Raw genomic sequence first — 20141 nt, 5'->3', positions numbered from 1 at the left:
GAACGCATGGCGCCCGCCGTCAGCGGGTGCGGAAGGCCTGCATCAGCGCGAGGCCGGCAACACCGGCTTGCGCACCACGCGGTACTCGCCTTCAACCACGGTCGGGTCAACCGGACGCGCAACGCCCGGCTTGCGCGAGGCCAGCAGCTTCCACGCCAGGCCGACCAGGATCATCGCCGCGCCAACGAACACGCCGATGAACACCATCGCCGCCAGGATCGCCAGGCCGAGCAGGCCAACGGCAACGCGCACCAGCGGGTGACGCGGCTTGCGCGGCGCGAACAGGGTGCGGAACTGGTTGAAGGCGGATGCGCGATTGAACATGGCGGCTCGATAGGCTGGGATCAGCGAAACCAAAGTATCGGGACGCGCCACTGTCATTGAGTGAAAAACTCGTTAAATATACCCTGTGCTTATTACGGATCAATGACTTGTGTTCATGTCGCAGCCAGTCACCTGAGCAGGCATGCGACAATTCCGGTTTACCGCCCGAGCCTTCGCCATGACTATCGCTGCTGCCCTGATCGCCCTTGATGCCATTGCCGATGGCGCGTTTGCCGAGGTCGAAGCGGTGATCGATGGCGATGCCGAGTCGCTGCTGCTGTATCGCGACGGCGAGCAGGTGCGCGCCTACCTGAACATCTGCCCGCACGCCGGCCGCCGCCTGGACTGGGCGCCGGGCCAGTTCCTGAAGAGCCGCGAGGGTCATCTGGTGTGTGCCGCGCATGGTGCCTCGTTCGCGCTGGACAGCGGCGACTGCATCGCCGGCCCCTGCAAGGGCGACCGGCTGCGCGCTGTGCCGGTGGACGTGCGCGACGGGCAGGTTTACCTGGCTTGAGGCCAGCTGGGGGTCGGATCCGTTTTCCGCAGGAAAACGGCTCTGACCCCATCAAGCCAGGAGCAGTCGAGCATGGCTCGACGCTACAAAGGGCATCCACGCATGGCGTGGATCTACGGTCTCGACCAAGGTCGACAGCTACCAGAGCGAGATCGGTGCCGACCAACGGTCGGCACCCACCACCAGCCGCGTGAAACTGTCGAAGGCGGGGTGGGTCCGGTTGCGGGGGCGTGAGCCGCATGGATGCGGTGACCGAGCTTACAGGGACGTACTTGCAGCGTCCCCCGCAACCGGACCCACCCCCGCCATCCCACGGAATGCACGCTGTTGCTGTTGCTGTTGCTTCGGCTTCTGCGGGTGCAGGGCGCAGCCCTGCCAACAAACCCCAACCCTCAGAACATCAGGTTGATCATCAGCACCACCACGCAGGTGTAGATCAGCGACAGTGGGCCGCCGACCCGCCACATCTCGCGCGGGGTGTAGTTGGCCGGGCCAGTGATCATCGAGATCACCGGGTTGGAGGCCGTCATCAGGTTGTTGGACGCTGACAGCGCCACGATCAGCGCGAACGCGGTCGGGTTGCCCCCCGCTGCCAGTGCCAGGTTCACCGCGATCGGCACCATCACGATGGTCGCACCCACATGGCTGATCACCAGCGAGAACGCCGTGGTCAGCAGCGCCAGCGCCACCTCCAGCACCCACACCGGAATGCCGGTCGGCAGCTTGTCGATGGTATGGCCGGCCACCCACGCGGCCGCGCCGCTGGAATCCATCGCCCAGCCGAGCGGAATCAGCCCGGCCATCATGAAAACCGTCTTCCAGTTGATCGAGGCATACGCCTCGTCCATGCGCAGCACGCCGGTCAGCAGCATGCCGGCCACGCCGGTCATCAGCGTCAGCGCCACCGGCAGCTTGCTGGTCAGCGCGATCAGGATGGTCAGCGCGAAGATCGCCATCGCAATCTTGAACTTGTGCGGGCGCTGCTCGCCGGTCGGGTAATCGGTCACTACCACGAAGTCACGGCTGCGCGCGGCCTGCGCCAGGTCGGTCCAGATGCTGTGGAACACCAGCATGTCGCCGGCGCGCAGCTGCACGTCGCGCACGTCCTCGCGGATCACCTGCTTGTCGCGGTTGATCGCCAGCAGGCTGATGCCGCGCTCCTTGCGCAGGCGCAGATCGGCCGCACTCTTGCCGATCACGTTCGAGGTCGGTGGCACCACTGCCTCGGAAATGCCGGCACGGCTGGGGTTGAACAGGTCACCCAGGTGCTTCAGGCGCGAGGACATGCGCAGGAACTGGTTCTGCGCGAAGTCGCTGATCTGCTGGCGCGGTCCCATCGCACCGAGCACGCTGCCGACCCAGATGCGCATCTCCGCCGGCGGCGCCAGGCGGGTGTCGTTGCCGGTCTTCAGGGCCAGCAGCAGTGGCGCATCGTGCAGGGTCTCGGCCTCGCCCAGGGTCATGCCCACCAGCGGGCTCTCGGCGGTCACCACCAGCTCGAACACATCGCCTTCGATGCCATAGGTCTTGGCGAAGTAGCTCTCGGTGCGCGCCGGGGTGACCCCGTCATTGACCAGGCTTTCCTCTTCGATCAGCTTGCGGTCGCCGTAGTAGCGGAAGTACAGCAACGAAGCGATCAGCAACGCCACGCCGATCGGCAGCGGCGCGAACATGCGCAGCGGCTCGATGGTGGCCAGGCCGGAAGGCAGGTTGTTGTTGGCCGAGGCCAGCAGATCGTTCAGCAGGATCAGCGGCGAATTGCCGACCATGGTCAGCGCGCCGCCCATCACGATCGCCGCCGAGATCGGCAGCAGCAGGCGCTGCATCGTCAGCCCGGTGCGCGCCGCCAGTCGCGAGGCGACCGGCAGATACAACGCCATCACCGACGGGTTCTGCATGAAGGACGAGTTCAGGCCGGCGATGGCGGTGGTCATCATCAGCAGCCGTTGCTCGACGCCGTGGCCGCGCCGCAGCAGCCAGGCCGCCAGCCGGTTCAGGGCCCCGGTGCGGTCCAGGCCCGCACCGAGGATGGTGGTGGCGATGATGCTCATCACCGCGTTACCGGAGAAACCGCCGAAGATCTCCTCCGGCGCGATCAGGCCGGTGACACCGAGCACCACCAGCACCACCAGCGCCACCACGTCAGCGCGGATGCGCTCGAACAGGAACATCGCCATCGTGAAGCCGACCAGCCCGAGCACGAGCTTCATGTCGTTGGTCAGCGTCAGCGCGGTATCCATGTGGGGCGCGGCGTCCTCAGGCGATCGTCAGGTGCGGTCGTACAACAGGTCCCAGACGCCGTGGCCGAGCTTCTGGCCGCGGGTCTCGAAGTGCGTCTGCGGGCGCCAGTCCGGGCGCGGCACGCTGCCCCGCGGGCCGGCGCGGTTGACCAGGCCGGCGGTGGCGTCGAGCACGTCCCACATCTGCTCGGCGTAGTCTTCCCAGTCGGTCGCGCAGTGCAGGCGGCCCCCCGGGCGCAGCTTGCGCACCAGCAGTTCGGCGAATGCCGGCTGCAGCAGGCGGCGCTTGTTGTGGCGCTTCTTGTGCCACGGGTCCGGGAAGTAGATGCGCACTTCATCGAGCGCGCCGTCGGCGATCTCGTTCTGCAGCACTTCCACCGCGTCGTGGTGGTACAGGCGCACGTGGTCGGCATTGTCCTCGGCCAGCGCGTTCAGCAGCCGGCCCACGCCCGGGGCGTGCACCTCGATGCCGATGTAGTCGCGCGATGGGTCGTGCTGGGCGGCGAACCGCAGCGCGGCACCATTGCCGAAGCCGATCTCCAGCACCTTGTGTGCCGGGCGGCCGAAGGTGGCGTCCAGGTCACGCGGCTGGCCGTTGTAATCGATGCCGAAGCGCGGCCAGCGTTCGTCGAATGCGCGCTGCTGGGCGGGAGTGAAACGGCCCTGGCGCAACACGAAGCTGCGCACCTCGCGGCGGCCCTCGCTCACGGTGAAGGGCTTGGGCGGGGCCTTGGAACCGGCGCTGTCAAAAGGATTGGTCATCAGCCGATCAGCCCGTCCACCGGCGAGGAGGCGCTGGCGTAGCGCTTGCGCGGGATGCGCCCGGCCAGGAAGGCCTCGCGGCCGGCCTCGACCGCCTTGCGCATCGCGCTGGCCATCAGCACCGGGCTGCGCGCACCGGCAATGGCGGTGTTCATCAGCACGCCGTCGCAGCCCAGCTCCATCGCGATCGCCGCGTCCGACGCGGTACCCACGCCGGCATCAACGATGATCGGGACCTTGGCGTCTTCGATGATCTGCAGCAGGTTGTACTTGTTCTGGATGCCCAGGCCCGAACCGATCGGCGCGGCCAGCGGCATCACCGCAGCGCAGCCGATCTCTTCCAGGCGCTTGGCCAGGATCGGGTCGTCGGAGGTATAGACCATCACCTCGAAACCGTCCTTGACCAGCTGCTCGGCGGCCTTCAGGGTCTGCATCACGTCCGGGTACAGGGTCTTCTGGTCGCCGAGCACTTCCAGCTTGGTCAGGTTGTGGCCGTCCAGCAGCTCACGGGCCAGGCGGCACGTACGCACCGCGTCCTCGGCGGTGTAGCAGCCGGCGGTGTTGGGCAGGATGGTGAAGCGCTCCGGCGACAGCACGTCCAGCAGGTTCGGCTCGCCCGGGTTCTGCCCGATGTTGGTGCGGCGGATGGCCACGGTGACGATCTGGGCACCAGCGGCCTCGGTCGCCAGGCGGGTTTCTTCCAGGTCCTTGAACTTGCCGGTGCCGGTCAGCAGCCGCGAGCCATAGGTCTTGCCGGCGATTACCAGCGAATCGGGGGAGACATGAACGTTCATGGCGCGATTATCGCTTATCCGCCTGAAGATGGGGTCACGCAATGGCGTGCCGGCCGCGGATCGGTATGGGTAGTGCCGGCCGCTGGCCGGCAAATGCAGGGTGCCTGACAGCGTCGGATTGCCGGCCAGCGGCCAGCACTGCGCGGATAGGTCTCAGCCCCCACCCAGCGCGTGCACGATCTCCACCACGTCGCCCTCGGCCAGGACGTAATCGCCATGGCGGCTGCGGCTGACGATCTCGCCGTTGACCTCGACCGCGACCCGGCGTTGCAGCAGCTGCTCTGCCTGCAGCAGATCGTGGAGGGTCGCCGAGGCGGGCAGGGTACGGGGTTCGCCGTTGAGCTGGATGTTCATCGCCGCATTGTCGCCTATGGCCTTCGCGGATCGGAACCCTTGCAAATTGCCTCGGCCGCCAGCCCCGGCACAGCGTTGTCCGACGCTGCCGGGCGACAATCCATGCGGCGGCGCAGCGTGAGCAAAAGGCGGCGCAGTGAAACCATTCACCGTGCGCCGGCGTACGTCCGCCGGGTCCTCAACGATATCCCCACAGGAGTTTCTTACATGCTGCTCAGCAAACGCCCGATCCGCTCCCTGATGGCGGCCGCGATCGCGCTGGCCGCGGTTCCGGCCATGGCAGGCGAATCCCCGTATTCCAAGGCCGTGTTCTTCGGCGACAGCCTGACCGACGCCGGCTATTTCCGCCCGCTGCTGCCGGCCGATGTGCGTCCGGTCACCGGCCAGTTCACCACCAACCCGGGTTGGGTGTGGTCGCAGCAGGTCGCCAACTACTATGGCCTCAATGGCGCCGCCAACGGCAACGGCCAGAGCGGTGATAACTATGCAGTCGGCGGTGCCCGCGTGTCAGTGGACGAGGCCGGTGGCCTGGGCGTGATTCCGTCGCTGAAGTCGCAAGCAACCCGCTACCTTGCTGCGAACGGTGGCAAGGCCGACGGCAACGCCCTGTACACCGTATGGGGAGGCGCCAATGATCTGTTCGCGGCCACCCGTGCGGCGGCAGGTGGCGCGTCGCAGGCCCAGGTGCAGGGCATCATCGGCGCAGCGGTCACCGACCAGATCGCGCTGGTGGGTGCGCTGAAGCAGGCCGGCGCCCAGTACGTGCTGGTACCAAACCTGCCGGATGTGGGCATCACCCCACAGTTCCGCGGCCCCAATGCCGCCGCCGCCACCGCACTGTCGGCCGGCTACAACAAGGCCCTGTACGGTGGCCTGAAGCAGGCGGGCATCGAGTTCATTCCGCTCGATACCTTCAGCATCCTGCGTGAAGTGACCGCCAACCCGGGCATGTACGGTTTCACCAACGTCACCAGCACCGCCTGCAAGATCGATCCGGCCAACTCGACGCAGAGCATCCTGACCTGCAACCCGACCAGCTACGTCAGCCCGGATGCGGCCAACACCTACCTGTTCGCCGATGGCGTGCACCCGACCACCGCCGGCCATCAGCTGCTGGGCCAGTACGCAGTCTCGGTGCTGGAAGCGCCGCGCCTGCAGCAGGTGCTGAGCCACTCGGCGCAGACCATCGGCCGCTCGCGCGCCGACCAGGTCAGCATGCACCTGGGCGGTCGTCCGGCTGACGGCCTGTCCTGGTGGGGTGGCGTGCGGGGCGACCTGCAGCGCTACGACCACGCCGACCTGTACGACGGGCTGGCCCCGGCCGGCCTGTTCGGTATCGACTGGGCACGCGACGGCATGGTGTTCGGCGGCTTCGCCGGTTTCGGTCGCCTCAACGCCGACTTCGGCAACAACCGCGGCGACTTCACCCAGAAGGACACCTCGGCCGGTCTGTTCGCTGGCTGGTACGGCGACCGCATCTGGGTGAACGGTCAGGTCAGCTACACCTGGCTGTCCTATGACGTGAACCGCAAGGTCCAGCTGGGCCCGGCCACCCGTGAGCATGGTGGTTCGCCGGACGGCAGCAACCTGACCGCCGCCCTGAACGCCGGTTACGAGTTCGGCACCGAAGGCGGCTTCCGTCACGGCCCGATCGCTTCGGTGATCTGGCAGAAGGTGAAGATCGACGGTTACACCGAAAGCGCCGCGGCCGGCACGCTGGCCACCGCGCTGGGCTACGACCGCCAGAATGTCGATTCGACCGTCGGCCGCATCGGCTGGCAGGCCCGCTTCGATGGCGGCACCCTCAAGCCGTACGCGCAGGTGACCTACGACCACGAGTTCGAGGACACCAAGCAGGCCAGCGCTTGGCTGCAGACCCTGCCGGAACTGGGCAGCTACCGCGTGCCGGGCCTGAAGTTCGACAAGAACTACGCCACCGTCGTGCTGGGTGCCCGCACCGAACTGTTCGGCCTGCAGAGCAACTTCGGCCTGAGCGCGTCGACCGGCCAGAAGCGCGCGCAGGACGCCACCCTGTTCGCCAACTTCAGCGGCACGTTCTAAGCAGCAACCGCCGGGGGTCGGAGCCCTTTCCGCGAGGAAAGGGCTCTGACCCCTCGCGGATGCGGTGGCCGCCATTGCGCAACACCGGGCCAACCGCATAGACTTTCACCGCGCACTGCGGGCGTAGCTCAATGGTAGAGCTGTAGCTTCCCAAGCTACTGACGTGGGTTCGATTCCCATCGCCCGCTCCATCCTTCAAGACCGCGTCGCGTTTCCGCCGCGCAGGTTCCTTCAGACCGCCTCAGTACGCCGCGAACACCGCGGCCAACGCGTCCGCGTCCAGCACGCGTCCCTGGGCGCGATCATGCGTGTGCAGGTACCAGACCTCGTCCGGCTCCAAGTGCCGTGTCAGGTGCCACTGGTTTTCCCGGGCCAGAATATCCACCCGTCCTTGGCAGCCGAAGCAGAAGCGGGCCAGAGGCTTGATCGCGGCGGCCTTGCCATTGACGTTCAGGGTCAGTGCGGGGGCCGCGTAGGTTTTCAGTTCCCCGGATGACGGATTCTCGGTGATGGTGACCGTGTCCCGACGTAGCGTGGCCACCTTCGCCTGCACCAACGGTTGCAGCCACAGTTCGATGGTGTCGAACAGCACATGCAGCGATTGGATCCAGTCCTGGTACTGCTTTTCGATGGCGGCGGCCCTGGCCTGCTCCGCGTGTGCGGATTGCTGCAGCTTCTGTGCAAGTCGCTCCATTTTCGACATCGGGATTTCCGCTTTGGGAGGAGCTTCCATGGTGATCGGCACGCTCGCCTGCTTCCAGCCGAAAGCGACATTTTCGTAGAACTCCTAGAGGCGCTGCGGAGGGGCGCGTAACGCTTCAAACTTTTCCCATGGGCAGGCCGGCACTGAGCAGCTAGCGTGAGCGGATACTGATCAGGAGCTGCCTTCCATGAACTGCCGGAACGACGTCGTCGAGCGCATCCATCGGATCTTTCTTTCAGCCGGCGTCGGCTCGAACAAGCAGCTTGAGGCCGTGCGCGCGCTCGGGCGTGCCGGTGGTCCCAAGGCCGCGAAACTGCTCGAGCAGATCTACCAGCAGGCGTTCAGCAATTCTGCCCTGCAGATGGCCTGCGTGGCGGCGCTGGGCGAAGCGGCCCGTGGCTTCCAGGTCAGTGCTGAACGGGACAGCTGAAGCTTCATCCACAACGTTCGAGATCGTCGGCGACGGGCATCATCCGCCCGCCACACGCCCGCGCTATGCTGCGCGCCTGCCGACCGATCCCTCCGCGATGAAGCTCGCCATCCTGTCCCGCAACAGCTCCCTGTATTCCACCCGTCGGCTGGTCGAGGCGGCGCGCGCGCGCGGCCATACCGTGCGCATCCTCGACCCGTTGCGCTGCTACATGCGCATCGCCGCCGATGGCTTTTCCATGCACTACAAGGGCCGGCCGATGACCGGTGTGGACATGGTCATTCCGCGCATCGGTGCCTCGATCACCCGCTACGGCACCGCCGTGCTGCGCCAGTTCGAGCTGATGGGCGCGCGCACGCCCAATCCGTCCGATGCCATCCTGCGTTCGCGCGACAAGCTGCGCGCGCACCAGCTGCTGGCGGCCAAGGGCATCGACATGCCGGTCACCGTGTTCGGCGACAACCCCGATGACACCGTCGATCTGCTGTCCATGCTCGGCCCGCCGCCGCATGTGGTGAAGCTCAATGAAGGCACCCAGGGTCGCGGCGTGATCCTGACCGAGAAGGCCAGTGCCTCGCGCGGCATCGTCGAAGCGCTGCGCGGCCTGTACGCCAACTTCCTGATGCAGGAATTCATCGGCGAGGCCAAGGGCGCCGACCTGCGCTGCTTCGTGGTGGGCGACCAGGTGGTGGCGTCGATGCAGCGGCAGGCACCGGAGGGTGACTTCCGCTCCAACCTGCACGCCGGCGGCACCGCCGTGGCGGCCAAGGCCAGTCGCGCCGAGCAACAGGTGGCGGTGCGTTCGGCCAAGGCGCTGGGCCTGTCGGTGTGCGGCGTGGACCTGATCCGCTCCGCGCGCGGCCCGCTGGTGCTGGAGGTCAACTCCACGCCCGGGTTGGAAGGCATCGAAGCGGCCTGCGGGGTCGACGTGGCCACACGCATCATCGAACACGTAGAGAAGATCAAAAAACCCTGATTATTCATGGGGTTGTGATTCTCATGGGTAAATGATCCGGGGCTTTAACGAGGCTTTAATCGGCCCCGGCGTAGGCTTCAGCGAACCGCAGCTCTGCCTCTCAGCAGGATCGGTATCGGGATACGACTTCAGGCCCAGGCGGGTGCACCGTCTGGGCCTTTTTTATGCATGTCGGCTCTGTGCCCAAGGTCTCTTGTGGAGGCCGCGTGACGGTCGTAGAGTTGGCCCTTCGTTCCGGGATGGATCGGGAGGTTGGCGATGTACCGCATCATGACGATCGCGTTGCTGCTGGGCCTGTCTGGCGCTGTTGCCGCCAAGCCGGAGAAAGTCGCTGTACAGATGGACCGGCAGGGCTCGGTCGCCGAGCAGATGCGCCAGGTGGAAACCGCGCTGGCCGCCCCCGACTATGCCGAACTGTCTGCCGAGGATCGCGGCCAGGTGCGGCAGGCGCTGTCGCGTATCCGCCAGCACCTGGGCGAACGCCAGACCGTGCAGGAGCTGCCGCCGCAGTTGCAGGCCGAGGTCTTCAACGAGCAGGAACGCATCAATACCCTGATGGCGCGTGGCCATGACGACAGCCGGCAGATCTGCAGGTACGAACGCACCACTGGCAGCAACATGCCCAGGAGCCGCTGCCTGACCGTGGCCGAACGGCGCCGGATCGAAGAGAAAGGCAAGGCGCTGATCAACGACCAGCGCAGCTACAACACGCTCAGCCCACCGCCCGCCGGGCGTTGACCGCACCGCCTTCCGGTCCACCGGGGTGCCGTAACGGCGTATCGGTGGCACCGTGGGGCCGATTTTCCACTCATGGAAGAACCTGGAGGTAACAATGCAGCGCATGACCCCCTTCGCCCTGATGCTGGGCCTGGCACTGGCCACCACCGCGCACGCCAAGCCCGAGAAAGGGCAGGTGAGGTTCGACGCCAACGCACCGGTGGCCGAACAGATCCGCAACGTTGAAACGGCGATCAACACCGAGGACTACAGCGAGATCGGTCTGGAAGACAAAAGCCGCGTGCAGCAGGCGCTGGGCCGCATCAAGATCAAGATGGGCGACCACGAACGGGTGGAGCAGTTGAGCCCACAGGACCGCACCGAGATCTTCAACGACCAGGAAGTGATCAACACGATCATGACCCGCGCCCACGCCGACAGTCGCATGGTCTGCCGCCGCGAGCGCACCACCGGCAGCAACATGCCGCAGAGCGTCTGCCTGACCGTGGCCCAGCGCCGCAAGGCGCAGGAAGACAGCCGCAAGACGCTCAACGACAACCAGCGCTTCAACAACTACAAGCCGTAACCGTGGTTGGGCCGGTCGCAGGCCGCCATCGGTCACCCTGCCGTGCGTCCCTTGTGGACGCATCGGCGCAACCGTAAAGTCGAGACCCTATTCATGGACGAACATGGAGCTCGTCATGTACCGCGCCACTACGCTCGCCCTGATGCTGTCGCTCGGCCTGGTGGCCACCGTGCAGGCCAAGGCGCAGAAGGACACCGTGCAGATGGATTCCTTCACCCCGGTATCCGAACAGATCCGCCGCGTTGAAACGGCCATGGGCAGCGAGGACTACAGCGAGATCGGGCTGGAGGACAAGAGCCGCGTGCAGCAGGCGCTGAACCGGATCCGGATCAAGATGAATGGCCGCGAGAAGGTGGAAGAGCTGGCCCCGCAGGAGCGCAACGACCTGTTCAACGAGCAGGAGATCGTCAACACCATCATGACCCGCGCCCAGGCCGACAGCCGCATGATCTGCCGCCGCGAGCGCCTGACCGGCAGCAACATGCCGACCAGCGCCTGCCTGACCGTGGCCCAGCGTCGCAAGGCCCAGGAAGACAGCCGCCAGGCGTTGACCGACCAGCAGCGCATCAGCCGCTGACCCGCCGCCGCAGGGGCCTTGCCCGGTGTCGCCCCGTCGGTACGAAATGTTAAGAATGGAACCTGTATCGTTCAGCAGGTAGACGTCGCGTCCACCCGCGCAGGGGCATCCTGAGCAGGTGGGCCTGGCCCCCCGACGACCCTTCAAGAACCAGAGGTCCCAGTGCGCATTCTCGTAATCGAAGACAACAGCGACATCGCCGCCAACCTTGGCGACTACCTTGAGGATCGTGGCCACACCGTGGACTTCGCCGCCGACGGCGTGACCGGCTTGCACCTGGCGGTGGTCCACGAGTTCGACGCCATCGTGTTGGACCTGAACCTGCCGGGCATGGACGGCATTGAAGTCTGCCGCAAGCTGCGCAACGAAGCGCGCAAGCAGACCCCCGTACTGATGCTGACCGCCCGCGACTCGCTGGACAACAAGCTGGCCGGTTTCGATTCCGGCGCCGACGACTACCTGATCAAGCCGTTCGCGCTGCAGGAAGTGGAAGTGCGCTTGAACGCGCTGTCGCGCCGCGGCAAGGGCGTGCAGACCCGCGTGCTGGAAACCGGCGATCTGGAATACAACCTGGACACGCTGGAAGTGCGCCGCCAGGGCAAGCTGCTGCAGCTCAACCCGACCGCGCTGAAGATCCTGCAGGCCCTGATGGAGGCCGCGCCGGCCGTTGTTACCCGCCAGGAACTGGAGACCCGCGTCTGGGGCGAAGAGCTGCCCGATTCGGATTCGCTGCGTGTCCACATCCACGGCCTGCGTGCGGTGGTCGACAAGCCGTTTGAAGTGCCGCTGATCCAGACCCGCCATGGCATCGGATACCGCATCGCTACCCCGGAAGCCTGATTCCGTGGCAACCAAGGGGGAGCGCCGGCGTTCGCCGTATCGGCGGCGCCTGCGCAGCCGCATCATCGTCTCGTTCGTGTTGTTGGGCTTCTGCCTGACAACACTGTTCGCGTTCGCCACCAACTGGGCCCGCATGCGCGTGGAAAACCAGCTGGTGGAAGACGTGATGAACCGCAACATCAACGAGTATGTGCGGCGGTTCTACGAGAGCCCGGATCGCAACCCCGACTTGCCCGTGCAGCAGATGCGTGCGCGCCTCGTCAAACCCGACAAGTTCGAGGCGTTGCGCGAGGAAGAGCCGGACTGGGCTGCGCTGCCCGATGGCAATCACAACATCTCTGGCGTGGACGAGCGCGGGCAACCGTATGCGTACAAGCTGGCCGTGCGCAAAACACCCGACGCCTGGGCGTTCCTGGCCTACGACATGACCGACAGCGTGCGCGGTGGGCAGCAACTCAACCGCGCGCTGGTGCTATCGGTGCTGGTGTTCAGCCTGCTGTCGCTGGTGCTGGGCTGGTGGTCGGCATCGAAGGTGATGAAGCCGGTCTCGGACCTGGCCGCGCGATTGCGTGCCTATCGCGGCGGCACGAGCGAGCCCGAGCCGCTGGCGCCACGTTTCCCCGATGACGAAGTGGGGCAGCTGGCGCAGGCGCTGGATGATTATTCGTCGCGGCTGACCGAAGTGGTGCAGCGCGACCGTGAGTTCAATGCCGACGTCAGCCACGAGCTGCGCACGCCGCTGGCGGTGATACGTGGCGCCACCGAGCTGCTGCTGACCCGGCCCGGCCTGGATGAGAAGGTGCTGCAGCGTCTGCAGCGCATCCAGCGCGCCGAACAACAGTGCAGCGACCTGATCGGCGCACTGCTGCTGCTGTCGCGCAACGAACGCGGGCAGGGCACCAGTAACGTCGCCCGCGTAGCCGAACAGCTGCTGGACGCCCACCGTGCACAGCTGGGCGGCAAGCCATTGGAACTGGCACTGGAAGGCGAGCGCAACCTGGTGATCGATGCGCCGGAAGCCGCATTGTCGGTGGCGCTGGGCAACCTGATCGGCAACGCGGTGAAGTACTCGCAGGATGGTGAGGTGCGCGTCTTTGTCGGCAGCAATTCGGTGTCGGTAACCGACAGCGGACCGGGCCTGAGCGAAGAGGATGCCGCCAAGCTGTTCCAGCGCGGCTATCGCGGCACGCACGCCGGCCATTCGCAGGGCGGTGGTATCGGCCTGTCGATCGTCAGCCGCCTGTGCGATCTGTATGGCTGGCAGGTCAGCGTGCGCCCCGGTGGCGAGCGCGGCGTAATCGCCACCCTGACATTCTCGCCGAAGCCGTTGTAAGGAGCTTTACTTTGGTGGGTGCTCCACTGAGCCGAGCCCGCGCTCGGCTGCGGTGGCTTCCCGGAGCCGAGCATAGGCTCGGCTCTACCGCGGGTTCGTGTTGCGCCCTGTGTCGCTAGTGCCATCGAATTAACTTCGCAGTCGTGATGCGCCAGAAGCCCAACACGACATCACCGTGATCGCCACCACGCCGCGCGCGTGTCCGCATGCACGCATTCGTGCACCCAACTGCGGCTTGAGAATTTCCTTACAGATCACAGCGCTGCGTGATGGCCAGATGGGGCGGCCGGGGCAGGTGCCCTGGCCGGGATTGGCGTCCCGAAAAAAACCGACAATTCAAAAGCTCCAGATGTGCAGCGGCCATCATGGAAAATGCATCACCTGCCTCGTTTCGGCGGATGGTGCGTGGGGATTCGTCAGAATCCGCTGGAGTCTTTTTCCTTAGCTTTTGAATTGTTGGGTCTCCGGTACGCCAACCCGCACCGTCCGCCACCTTGCATCCGCGGGTGGCCCGCCGTCTGCGAGGAGATTCATCATGTCCGCACGCCCCTTGTTCCCCCAGCTGCACGCCCTGATCGGCGAAGCCGCTGACCTGCTGCCCGCCGACGTCGCCGAGCGCATCGAAACCCTGCTCGATGATCCCAAGGATCTGCTGCCCGCGCTGCTGGCCCGCATGGACGGGCGCGATGCAGCCGACGGTCGACGGCTGGAAGCGGAGGGACTGAGCCCGGCACAGGCGGCCACCATGGCCGGCCTCAGCCGCACCCTGGCCGGCTTGAATGCACTCATGCAGGTGCTGCACGCCGCCGAAGCCGCCCGCGAGCAGGGCGGTGCCCATCAGCAGCTCAGCCCGGATGTCGTAGATGGATTGCTGCTTGGCGCACGAGAACTGGCCCGTTATGCCCGCCTGCAGCTGGAGTAGGCCCACGCCATGCGTGGATGCAGAACGCTTTGTAGAGCCGAGCCCATGCTCGGCTTGATGATCGCAGCCGAGCATGGGCTTGGCTCTGCAGCAGTTCCACGCTGGCGCCGGGTAGATCCACGCCATGCGTGGATGCGCTCCGGTAGTGCCGGCCGCTGGCCGGCAACCAGGCCTCAACCCCCAGCCAACCCTAGATAGCGCTCATGCAGCGCTTCCACCTGCGCCTGCAGATCCTCGGGGTGGCCATCGTTGACCACCACATCATCGGCCAGTGCCAACCGCTGCGCGCGGCTGGCCTGGGCGGCGATCATCTTGTCGGCCAGCGCGGCGTCGATGCCGTCGCGCTGCATCAGCCGGGCGTGCTGCACGGCTTCGGGCGCGTCCACCAGCAATACCCGGTCCAACCACGGGTAGGCCTGCCGCCCGCCGACCTCGGTCAGCAGTGGAATGGCGGCAATCGCATAGGGGCTGGCGGCCTGCTCGCACTGCTGTTGCATCAGCAGGCGGATGGCCGGATGGGTGATCGCTTCCAGCGCGGTCCGTTCGGCCGGATCGGCGAACACGTGGGCACGCAGGCGCGCCCGGTCCAGGCTGCCGTCCGCCTGCAGCATGTGGGCGCCGAAGCGCTCGGCGATGCGGCCCAAGGCGGGGCTGCCGGCAGCGACCACCGCGCGGGCGGCCAGGTCGGCGTCGGCCACCACGATGCCCAGCGCCTCGAAGCGCCGGGTCACCTCGCTCTTGCCGGCGGCAATGCCGCCGGTCAGGCCAACCACATACCGGCTCATGGGGATTCCCCTCAGCGCAGTCCGCTCAACACCAGGTACTGCTCGACCACGGGCGCGCCCCACATGAAGTACAGCCAGCCTGCGATGGCCAGGTAGGGGCCGAACGGAATGGGCGTGGCGCGGTCACGGCCCCGGGTGTACAGCCAGATCGAACCGATGATGGCGCCCAGCACCGACGACAGCAGGATGATCGGCAGGATGCCCTTCAGCCCGCACCAGGCGCCGAGGGCGGCCAGCAGCTTGAAATCGCCGTGGCCCATGCCTTCCTTGCCGGTCAGCTGCTTGAACAGCCACCAGACCATCCACAGCGACAGATAACCCACCGCTGCGCCGACCAAGGCAGGCTTGGCCGGCATGTACAGGTTGTCGATGTTGCCTATCAGGCCCAGCCACATCAGGGGCAGGGTCAACTGGTCGGGCAGCAGCTGGGTGCGCAGGTCGATGCCGGACAGGGCGATCAGGAAGCAGGTCAGCACGATGGCGCCAAAGCCCTGCCAGCCGAAGCCGAACTGCCAGACGCAGGCCAGCACCAGCACCGAGGTCAGGGCCTCGACCAGCGGGTACTGCAGCGAGATCGGCGCCTTGCAGTGGCGGCACTTGCCGCCCTGGATGATCCAGCTGAACAGCGGGATGTTCTCGTACCAGCTCAGCTTGTGCTTGCAGTGCGGGCAGTGCGAGGGCTCGACCACGATCCCCGGTGGTGGGGGCTCGTAGAAGTCCGGTTCCTCCAGGACCTCCCGCGCATCGCGCTTCCACTGCCACTCCAGCCGCTTGGGCAGGCGCAGGATGACGACGTTGAGGAAACTGCCCAGCAGCAGCCCCAGGGCGGCCGCGGCGGGGTAGCCGAGGCCGGGATGCTGGTCGAGAAATGCCATTGATACCTTTAGCCGACGACGGCGCCAAGTTTGAAGATGGGAAGGTACATGCCGATGACCATACTGCCTACGACGACGCCGATGAAGACCATGATCATCGGTTCGAGCAGGCTGCTCAGGGCATCCACGGCATTGTTGACTTCCTGTTCATAATACTCGGCGACTTTGAACAACATGGAATCCAGTGCGCCGGCTTCCTCACCGATGCCAGTCATCTGGATCACCATGTGGGGGAACAGTGCGGTCTGCTTCATAGCCATGTTGACGGGGTAGCCTACCGACACGTCGTCACGCATGCGCAGAACGGCTTCCTCGTAGACTTTGTTGCCCGTTGCGCCCGCGACGATCCCGAGCGCCTCCACGAGCGGTACACCGGCCTTGAACGTTACGGCAGTTGTTCTCGCGAACCGCGCGACGGCACTGTCGTTCATGATCTGGCCGATGATGGGGATCTTGAGTACAAATCGATCAAGCGTGTGCTGCATTTTAAGTGAGCGCTTGTAGCTCATCACAAACCCAGCAACCGCCCCCACCAGAACAATGGCTATCAACCACCACCAAGACACCATGAATCGCGAGAGGTTCACGATCAGCTGAGTGAAAGCCGGTAGCTCAGCTCCGAATCCCTTGAAGACCTCTTCAAACTGCGGTACCACGAAAATCAACATAATTGCACTGACCAGCAGCGCGACCACGACCACCATAGCAGGGTAGAACAAGGCCTTCTTGATCTTGCCTTTGAGGGCTTCGATGTTCTCTTTGTAAGTTGCCACAGTGTCCAGGACAGTCTCGAGCACGCCGGCTCCTTCGCCTGCACGCACGAGATTTCGATACAGCTCATCAAACTGCACCGGATGCCTGCTGACGGACTCGTAGAGGGATGAGCCACCCTCGATGTCGGCTCGGATCCCTTCTACCATCTTCTTCATGCGGGCATTCTTGTGCCCACTACCGATGATGTCCAACGCCGACACGATCGGTACGCCAGATTTCATCATCGTTGCCATCTGACGGCTGAAGAACGCGATGTCTTTCGGCGTGATCCGGCTTCCAGCTGCCCCAAAGAGAGGTTTGGGTTTCGGTTTGACTTGACCAGGATTGATCCCTTGGCGGCGAAGTTCGGCGCGGAGTAAGTTGGCGTTCTTTGCCAACTGCTCTCCCTTCATCTTCACGCCCCGCTTGTCGATCCCCTCCCAGACAAACGGCTGCAGCTCCGTGGTGCTGCGCGCCACGGGCTCTTTCTTGATCGCACTGCGACTGACAGACATATCGGCTCCCCAAGACCCGCCATCCCCAGGCGGGCGTCTAGCCGTCGATGGTAGCGGGTTCATGCCCGTCTGGGCAGTTGCCAAGGGGCCCATGATGCGAATTCGTGCCGGGTGCCGACCAAAGGTGACGCACTGCGTCACATTGCCGCGTCCATCGCAGATTCGCATCCGGGGGGTTCCCATCCGTGAAATAGCTGCCATCATGGGCGCGGGGAAATCCAGGGGGAGGCGTGCCGGGGTTGGCACGCAACCTGCGTTGATCCACCCGCAGGGGGCAGGACCCGCTCAGCTGACCACTGGTCAGACCGATCCTGACTTCTGAAATCAACCACCACTTATCTTGGGGATGTACCAAATGAAGAACCAGAAGGGCTTCACCCTTATCGAACTGATGATCGTTGTCGCGATCATCGCCATCCTGGCCGCGATCGCGATCCCGCAGTACAACGATTACACCGCTCGCGCGCAGCTGTCGGAAGCGTTCACCCTGGCGAGCGGTCTCAAGACCCCGATCGCTGAAGCTTATGCTCAGGACAACGCCGCAGCTAATTCGTGCAAGGTGCCGGCGAACTCGGTCGTGACCGGCAAGTATGTTGAAAAGGTTGAGGCGAGCGGTGATTGCGCGGTTGTCGCAACCATGAAGTCCGCCGGTGTGAACAACAAGGTGTCTGGTTCGACCGTGACCCTGACCTTTGCTCCGGCAACCGGCGCATGGACCTGTGCGACCACCGCCCCGGCCGAGGTCAAGCCGAAGGCTTGCATCTAAACAGCTCTAGGTAGAGTCGAGAGCCCCGGGAGATTCTGCCCGGGGCTTTTTGTTTTTCCTACATCGGTGGGGGGATGCGCGTTGGGGGCGCTCGCATGAAAAAGCAGTCTGGATTTACTCTAATTGAGTTGATGATCGTCGTCGCGGTTGTCGCGATCTTGGCTGCAATTGCGATTCCGCAGTACAACGATTATGTGGCCCGCAGTCAGGTGTCCGAAGCGATCACACTGTTGGGCGGGCTGAAAGCGCCCGTGGCTGAGCAGTTCGCTAACAGCAACGGTGCATCTTCCTGTTCATTGCCTGCCAGTGCGGTTGTCACAGGTAAGTATGTTGACGGTGTTGCAGCCGTGGCGGGGGTGCCCTGCGTGATCACCGCCACGATGAAGGCGACTGGCGTCAGTGAGAAGATCAGGTCGGCGACGGTCACGATCACCTATTCCGCTAGCACGGGCATCTGGGACTGCAAGACCAATGCGCCAGAGGAAGTTGCTCCCAAAGCCTGTCCCCATGGGTGACTTTCGCTGGTGGTTTTGACGCTGCCGCTGGGGTAGTCTGAGCAGGGGAGTAGGAGCAGCTTCATGAACGCCGTAACCACCGCCAATCTCGTCGGCATCACCGGCCTGGCCCGTCGCCTGGTCCAGGATGGTGCGCTGGACGAGGCTTCCGCCCGCGACGCGATGGCCAAGGCCGCTGCGGCCCGCCAGCCGCTGCCGACCTGGTTCGCGCAGAACAAGGTGGTCGGTGCCGCACAGTTGGCGGCCGCCAATGCGGTCGAGTTCGGCATGCCGCTGTTCGACGTGTCCACGTTCGACGCCAGCCAGAACGCGATGAGCCTGGTTAGCGAGGAGCTGCTGCGCAAGCACAACGTGCTGCCGCTGTTCAAACGCGGCGGCAAGCTGTTCGTGGGCACCAGCAATCCGACCCATTCGCTGGACGAGATCAAGTTCCACACCAATCTGGTGGTGGAGCCGATCCTGGTGGATGAAGACCAGATCCGCCGCACGCTCGAGCAGTGGCATGCCAGCCATGACACGCTGGGCGACGCGCTGGGCGGTGACGACGATGGCATTGGCAACCTGGATGTGTCCGGCGGTGACGAGGACATTTCCGGCGGCGGCGACTCCGGCATCGATGCCAAGGGCGACGACACCCCGGTGGTGAAGTTCGTCAACAAGGTGCTGGTGGACGCGATCCGCAAGGGTGCCTCGGACATCCACTTCGAGCCCTATGAAGACGACTATCGCGTGCGCCTGCGCATCGATGGCCTGCTGAAGATGGTGGCGCGTGCGCCGGTCAAGTTGAACCAGCGCATCGCCGCGCGCCTGAAGGTGATGGCGCAGCTGGACATTGCCGAGAAGCGCGTGCCGCAGGACGGACGCATCAAGCTCAACCTGTCCAAGACCAAGCAGATCGACTTCCGCGTGAGCACGCTGCCGACCCTGTTCGGCGAGAAGGTGGTGCTGCGTATCCTGGACGGCAGCGCGGCCAAGCTGGGCATCGACAAGCTGGGTTACGAGCCGGACCAGCAGAAGCTGTTCCTGGACGCCATCCACAAGCCGTACGGCATGGTGCTGGTGACCGGCCCGACCGGTTCGGGTAAGACCGTGTCGCTGTACACCGCGCTGGGCATCCTCAACGACGAGACGCGCAACATCTCCACCGCCGAAGATCCGGTGGAAATCCGCCTGCCCGGCGTCAACCAGGTGCAGCAGAACAACAAGCGCGGCATGACCTTTGCCGCGGCCCTGCGCTCGTTCCTGCGACAGGATCCGGACATCATCATGGTCGGCGAAATCCGCGACCTGGAAACGGCCGAGATCGCGATCAAGGCGGCGCAGACCGGCCACATGGTGCTGTCCACGCTGCACACCAACGATGCGCCGCAGACCATCGCGCGCCTGATGAACATGGGCATCGCGCCGTACAACATCACCAGCTCGGTGACGCTGGTGATCGCCCAGCGCCTGGCGCGCCGGCTGTGCAGCAACTGCAAGCGCCCGGCCAATCTGCCCGAGCATGCGCTGCTGGCCGAAGGCTTCACCCAGGCGCAGCTGGACGCGGGTATCGAGCTGTACGAGGCGGTCGGCTGTGATGAGTGCACCGAGGGCTACAAGGGCCGTACCGGTATCTACCAGGTGATGCCGATGACCGACGAGATCGCCACGATCGTACTGGCTGGCGGCAATGCGTTGCAGATTGCCGAGGCCGCACAGCAGATCGGGGTGAACGATCTGCGCCAGTCGGCGTTGAAGAAGGCCGCTGCGGGCATCACCAGCCTGGCCGAGATCAACCGCGTTACCAAGGATTGAGGTCG

22 protein-coding genes and 1 tRNA gene are annotated in these 20141 nt (G+C 65.1%); 14 read left to right on the top strand and 9 right to left on the bottom strand.

Features of this window, described 5'->3' with window-relative positions; all coding sequences use genetic code 11:
* Nucleotides 1-42: 42 nt before the first annotated feature.
* Entirely contained in the window at nucleotides 43-324 is a 282-nt protein-coding gene (locus ACSDHM_RS14565) for a hypothetical protein (RefSeq protein WP_005410817.1), read from the bottom strand.
* Nucleotides 325-502: 178 nt separating this feature from the next.
* Here ACSDHM_RS14565 and ACSDHM_RS14560 point away from each other — a divergent pair, with 178 nt between their 5' ends.
* Nucleotides 503-838: a Rieske (2Fe-2S) protein gene (locus ACSDHM_RS14560; protein ID WP_188240662.1), complete on the top strand. Its 336-nt coding sequence runs from the start codon at nucleotides 503-505 to the stop codon at nucleotides 836-838.
* Between the two features lie 392 nt (nucleotides 839-1230).
* Here the strand turns inward: ACSDHM_RS14560 and ACSDHM_RS14555 are convergent, their stop codons facing one another.
* The 4 genes from ACSDHM_RS14555 to thiS form a co-directional block, all read right to left on the bottom strand.
* Nucleotides 1231-3078, bottom strand: coding sequence for an SLC13 family permease (locus ACSDHM_RS14555; RefSeq protein ID WP_005418803.1), 1848 nt, complete (start codon nucleotides 3076-3078; stop codon nucleotides 1231-1233).
* Nucleotides 3079-3105: 27 nt separating this feature from the next.
* A complete protein-coding gene (trmB, locus tag ACSDHM_RS14550) occupies nucleotides 3106-3840 on the bottom strand; it encodes a tRNA (guanosine(46)-N7)-methyltransferase TrmB (protein WP_053501092.1) in 735 nt (244 codons plus the stop codon).
* Complete coding sequence (locus ACSDHM_RS14545) at nucleotides 3840-4634, bottom strand: thiazole synthase (protein ID WP_164229966.1); 795 nt, start codon at nucleotides 4632-4634, stop codon at nucleotides 3840-3842. Before ACSDHM_RS14545 ends, trmB begins: the two co-directional genes overlap by 1 nt.
* Before the next feature lie 153 nt (nucleotides 4635-4787).
* Nucleotides 4788-4988, bottom strand: a complete 201-nt coding sequence (gene thiS / locus ACSDHM_RS14540; RefSeq protein ID WP_072167635.1) for a sulfur carrier protein ThiS — start codon at nucleotides 4986-4988, stop codon at nucleotides 4788-4790.
* Nucleotides 4989-5195: 207 nt separating this feature from the next.
* On the opposite strand from thiS, the gene ACSDHM_RS14535 reads away from it, so the two are divergent.
* Together ACSDHM_RS14535 and ACSDHM_RS14530 are read left to right on the top strand one after the other, a co-directional pair.
* On the top strand, nucleotides 5196-7049 hold the full coding sequence (locus ACSDHM_RS14535; RefSeq protein ID WP_053501089.1) for an autotransporter domain-containing esterase: 1854 nt from the start codon (nucleotides 5196-5198) through the stop codon (nucleotides 7047-7049).
* 117 nt (nucleotides 7050-7166) lie between these two features.
* Nucleotides 7167-7240, top strand: a tRNA-Gly gene (locus tag ACSDHM_RS14530).
* 50 nt (nucleotides 7241-7290) lie between these two features.
* Here ACSDHM_RS14530 and ACSDHM_RS14525 read toward each other — a convergent pair.
* Nucleotides 7291-7794, bottom strand: a complete 504-nt coding sequence (locus ACSDHM_RS14525) for a hypothetical protein (RefSeq protein ID WP_146260250.1) — start codon at nucleotides 7792-7794, stop codon at nucleotides 7291-7293.
* A 145-nt stretch (nucleotides 7795-7939) separates the two neighbouring features.
* On the opposite strand from ACSDHM_RS14525, the gene ACSDHM_RS14520 reads away from it, so the two are divergent.
* The 8 genes from ACSDHM_RS14520 (at nucleotide 7940) to ACSDHM_RS14485 (ending at nucleotide 14133) form a co-directional block, all read left to right on the top strand.
* Nucleotides 7940-8182, top strand: a complete 243-nt coding sequence (locus tag ACSDHM_RS14520) for a hypothetical protein (RefSeq protein WP_111008110.1) — start codon at nucleotides 7940-7942, stop codon at nucleotides 8180-8182.
* A 97-nt stretch (nucleotides 8183-8279) separates the two neighbouring features.
* Entirely contained in the window at nucleotides 8280-9158 is an 879-nt protein-coding gene (rimK, locus tag ACSDHM_RS14515) for a 30S ribosomal protein S6--L-glutamate ligase (RefSeq protein ID WP_005418651.1), read from the top strand.
* A 258-nt stretch (nucleotides 9159-9416) separates the two neighbouring features.
* Nucleotides 9417-9896, top strand: a complete 480-nt coding sequence (locus ACSDHM_RS14510; RefSeq protein WP_439426349.1) for a hypothetical protein — start codon at nucleotides 9417-9419, stop codon at nucleotides 9894-9896.
* A gap of 94 nt (nucleotides 9897-9990) precedes the next feature.
* Entirely contained in the window at nucleotides 9991-10461 is a 471-nt protein-coding gene (locus ACSDHM_RS14505; protein WP_111008108.1) for a hypothetical protein, read from the top strand.
* Between the two features lie 115 nt (nucleotides 10462-10576).
* A complete protein-coding gene (locus ACSDHM_RS14500) occupies nucleotides 10577-11038 on the top strand; it encodes a hypothetical protein (protein ID WP_439426348.1) in 462 nt (153 codons plus the stop codon).
* A 162-nt stretch (nucleotides 11039-11200) separates the two neighbouring features.
* Nucleotides 11201-11878 (top strand): response regulator transcription factor, encoded by a 678-nt coding sequence (locus tag ACSDHM_RS14495; protein ID WP_005410804.1) that lies wholly within the window; start codon nucleotides 11201-11203, stop codon nucleotides 11876-11878.
* Entirely contained in the window at nucleotides 11841-13211 is a 1371-nt protein-coding gene (locus ACSDHM_RS14490; RefSeq protein ID WP_069139309.1) for a sensor histidine kinase, read from the top strand. Before ACSDHM_RS14495 ends, ACSDHM_RS14490 begins: the two co-directional genes overlap by 38 nt.
* Before the next feature lie 535 nt (nucleotides 13212-13746).
* Nucleotides 13747-14133, top strand: a complete 387-nt coding sequence (locus ACSDHM_RS14485) for a hypothetical protein (protein WP_072167640.1) — start codon at nucleotides 13747-13749, stop codon at nucleotides 14131-14133.
* A 173-nt stretch (nucleotides 14134-14306) separates the two neighbouring features.
* Here ACSDHM_RS14485 and coaE read toward each other — a convergent pair whose 3' ends face one another.
* From coaE to ACSDHM_RS14470, 3 genes are read right to left on the bottom strand one after another with little or no spacing between them, the layout of a single operon-like run.
* Nucleotides 14307-14918, bottom strand: coding sequence for a dephospho-CoA kinase (gene coaE / locus ACSDHM_RS14480; protein WP_439426347.1), 612 nt, complete (start codon nucleotides 14916-14918; stop codon nucleotides 14307-14309).
* Between the two features lie 11 nt (nucleotides 14919-14929).
* Entirely contained in the window at nucleotides 14930-15793 is an 864-nt protein-coding gene (locus ACSDHM_RS14475) for a prepilin peptidase (protein ID WP_005418626.1), read from the bottom strand.
* Nucleotides 15794-15801: 8 nt separating this feature from the next.
* Nucleotides 15802-17061 carry a type II secretion system F family protein gene (locus ACSDHM_RS14470; protein ID WP_227837946.1) on the bottom strand — a complete coding sequence of 420 codons (1260 nt, stop codon included), beginning with the start codon at nucleotides 17059-17061 and terminating at the stop codon, nucleotides 15802-15804.
* A gap of 355 nt (nucleotides 17062-17416) precedes the next feature.
* Between ACSDHM_RS14470 and ACSDHM_RS14465 the strand changes: the two genes are divergently transcribed.
* The 3 genes from ACSDHM_RS14465 to pilB all read left to right on the top strand — a co-directional run bounded on the left by ACSDHM_RS14465 (nucleotide 17417) and on the right by pilB (nucleotide 20136).
* Nucleotides 17417-17827 (top strand): pilin, encoded by a 411-nt coding sequence (locus ACSDHM_RS14465; protein ID WP_227837948.1) that lies wholly within the window; start codon nucleotides 17417-17419, stop codon nucleotides 17825-17827.
* 95 nt (nucleotides 17828-17922) lie between these two features.
* A complete protein-coding gene (locus ACSDHM_RS14460) occupies nucleotides 17923-18342 on the top strand; it encodes a pilin (protein WP_227837949.1) in 420 nt (139 codons plus the stop codon).
* Nucleotides 18343-18405: 63 nt separating this feature from the next.
* On the top strand, nucleotides 18406-20136 hold the full coding sequence (gene pilB / locus ACSDHM_RS14455) for a type IV-A pilus assembly ATPase PilB (RefSeq protein ID WP_439426346.1): 1731 nt from the start codon (nucleotides 18406-18408) through the stop codon (nucleotides 20134-20136).
* Nucleotides 20137-20141: the final 5 nt, after the last annotated feature.

The sequence above is a fragment of the Stenotrophomonas sp. T8 genome (assembly GCF_051853085.1).
GTDB classification, from domain to species: domain Bacteria; phylum Pseudomonadota; class Gammaproteobacteria; order Xanthomonadales; family Xanthomonadaceae; genus Stenotrophomonas; species Stenotrophomonas sepilia.
This window is presented reverse-complemented; position numbering and strand designations above follow the sequence as displayed.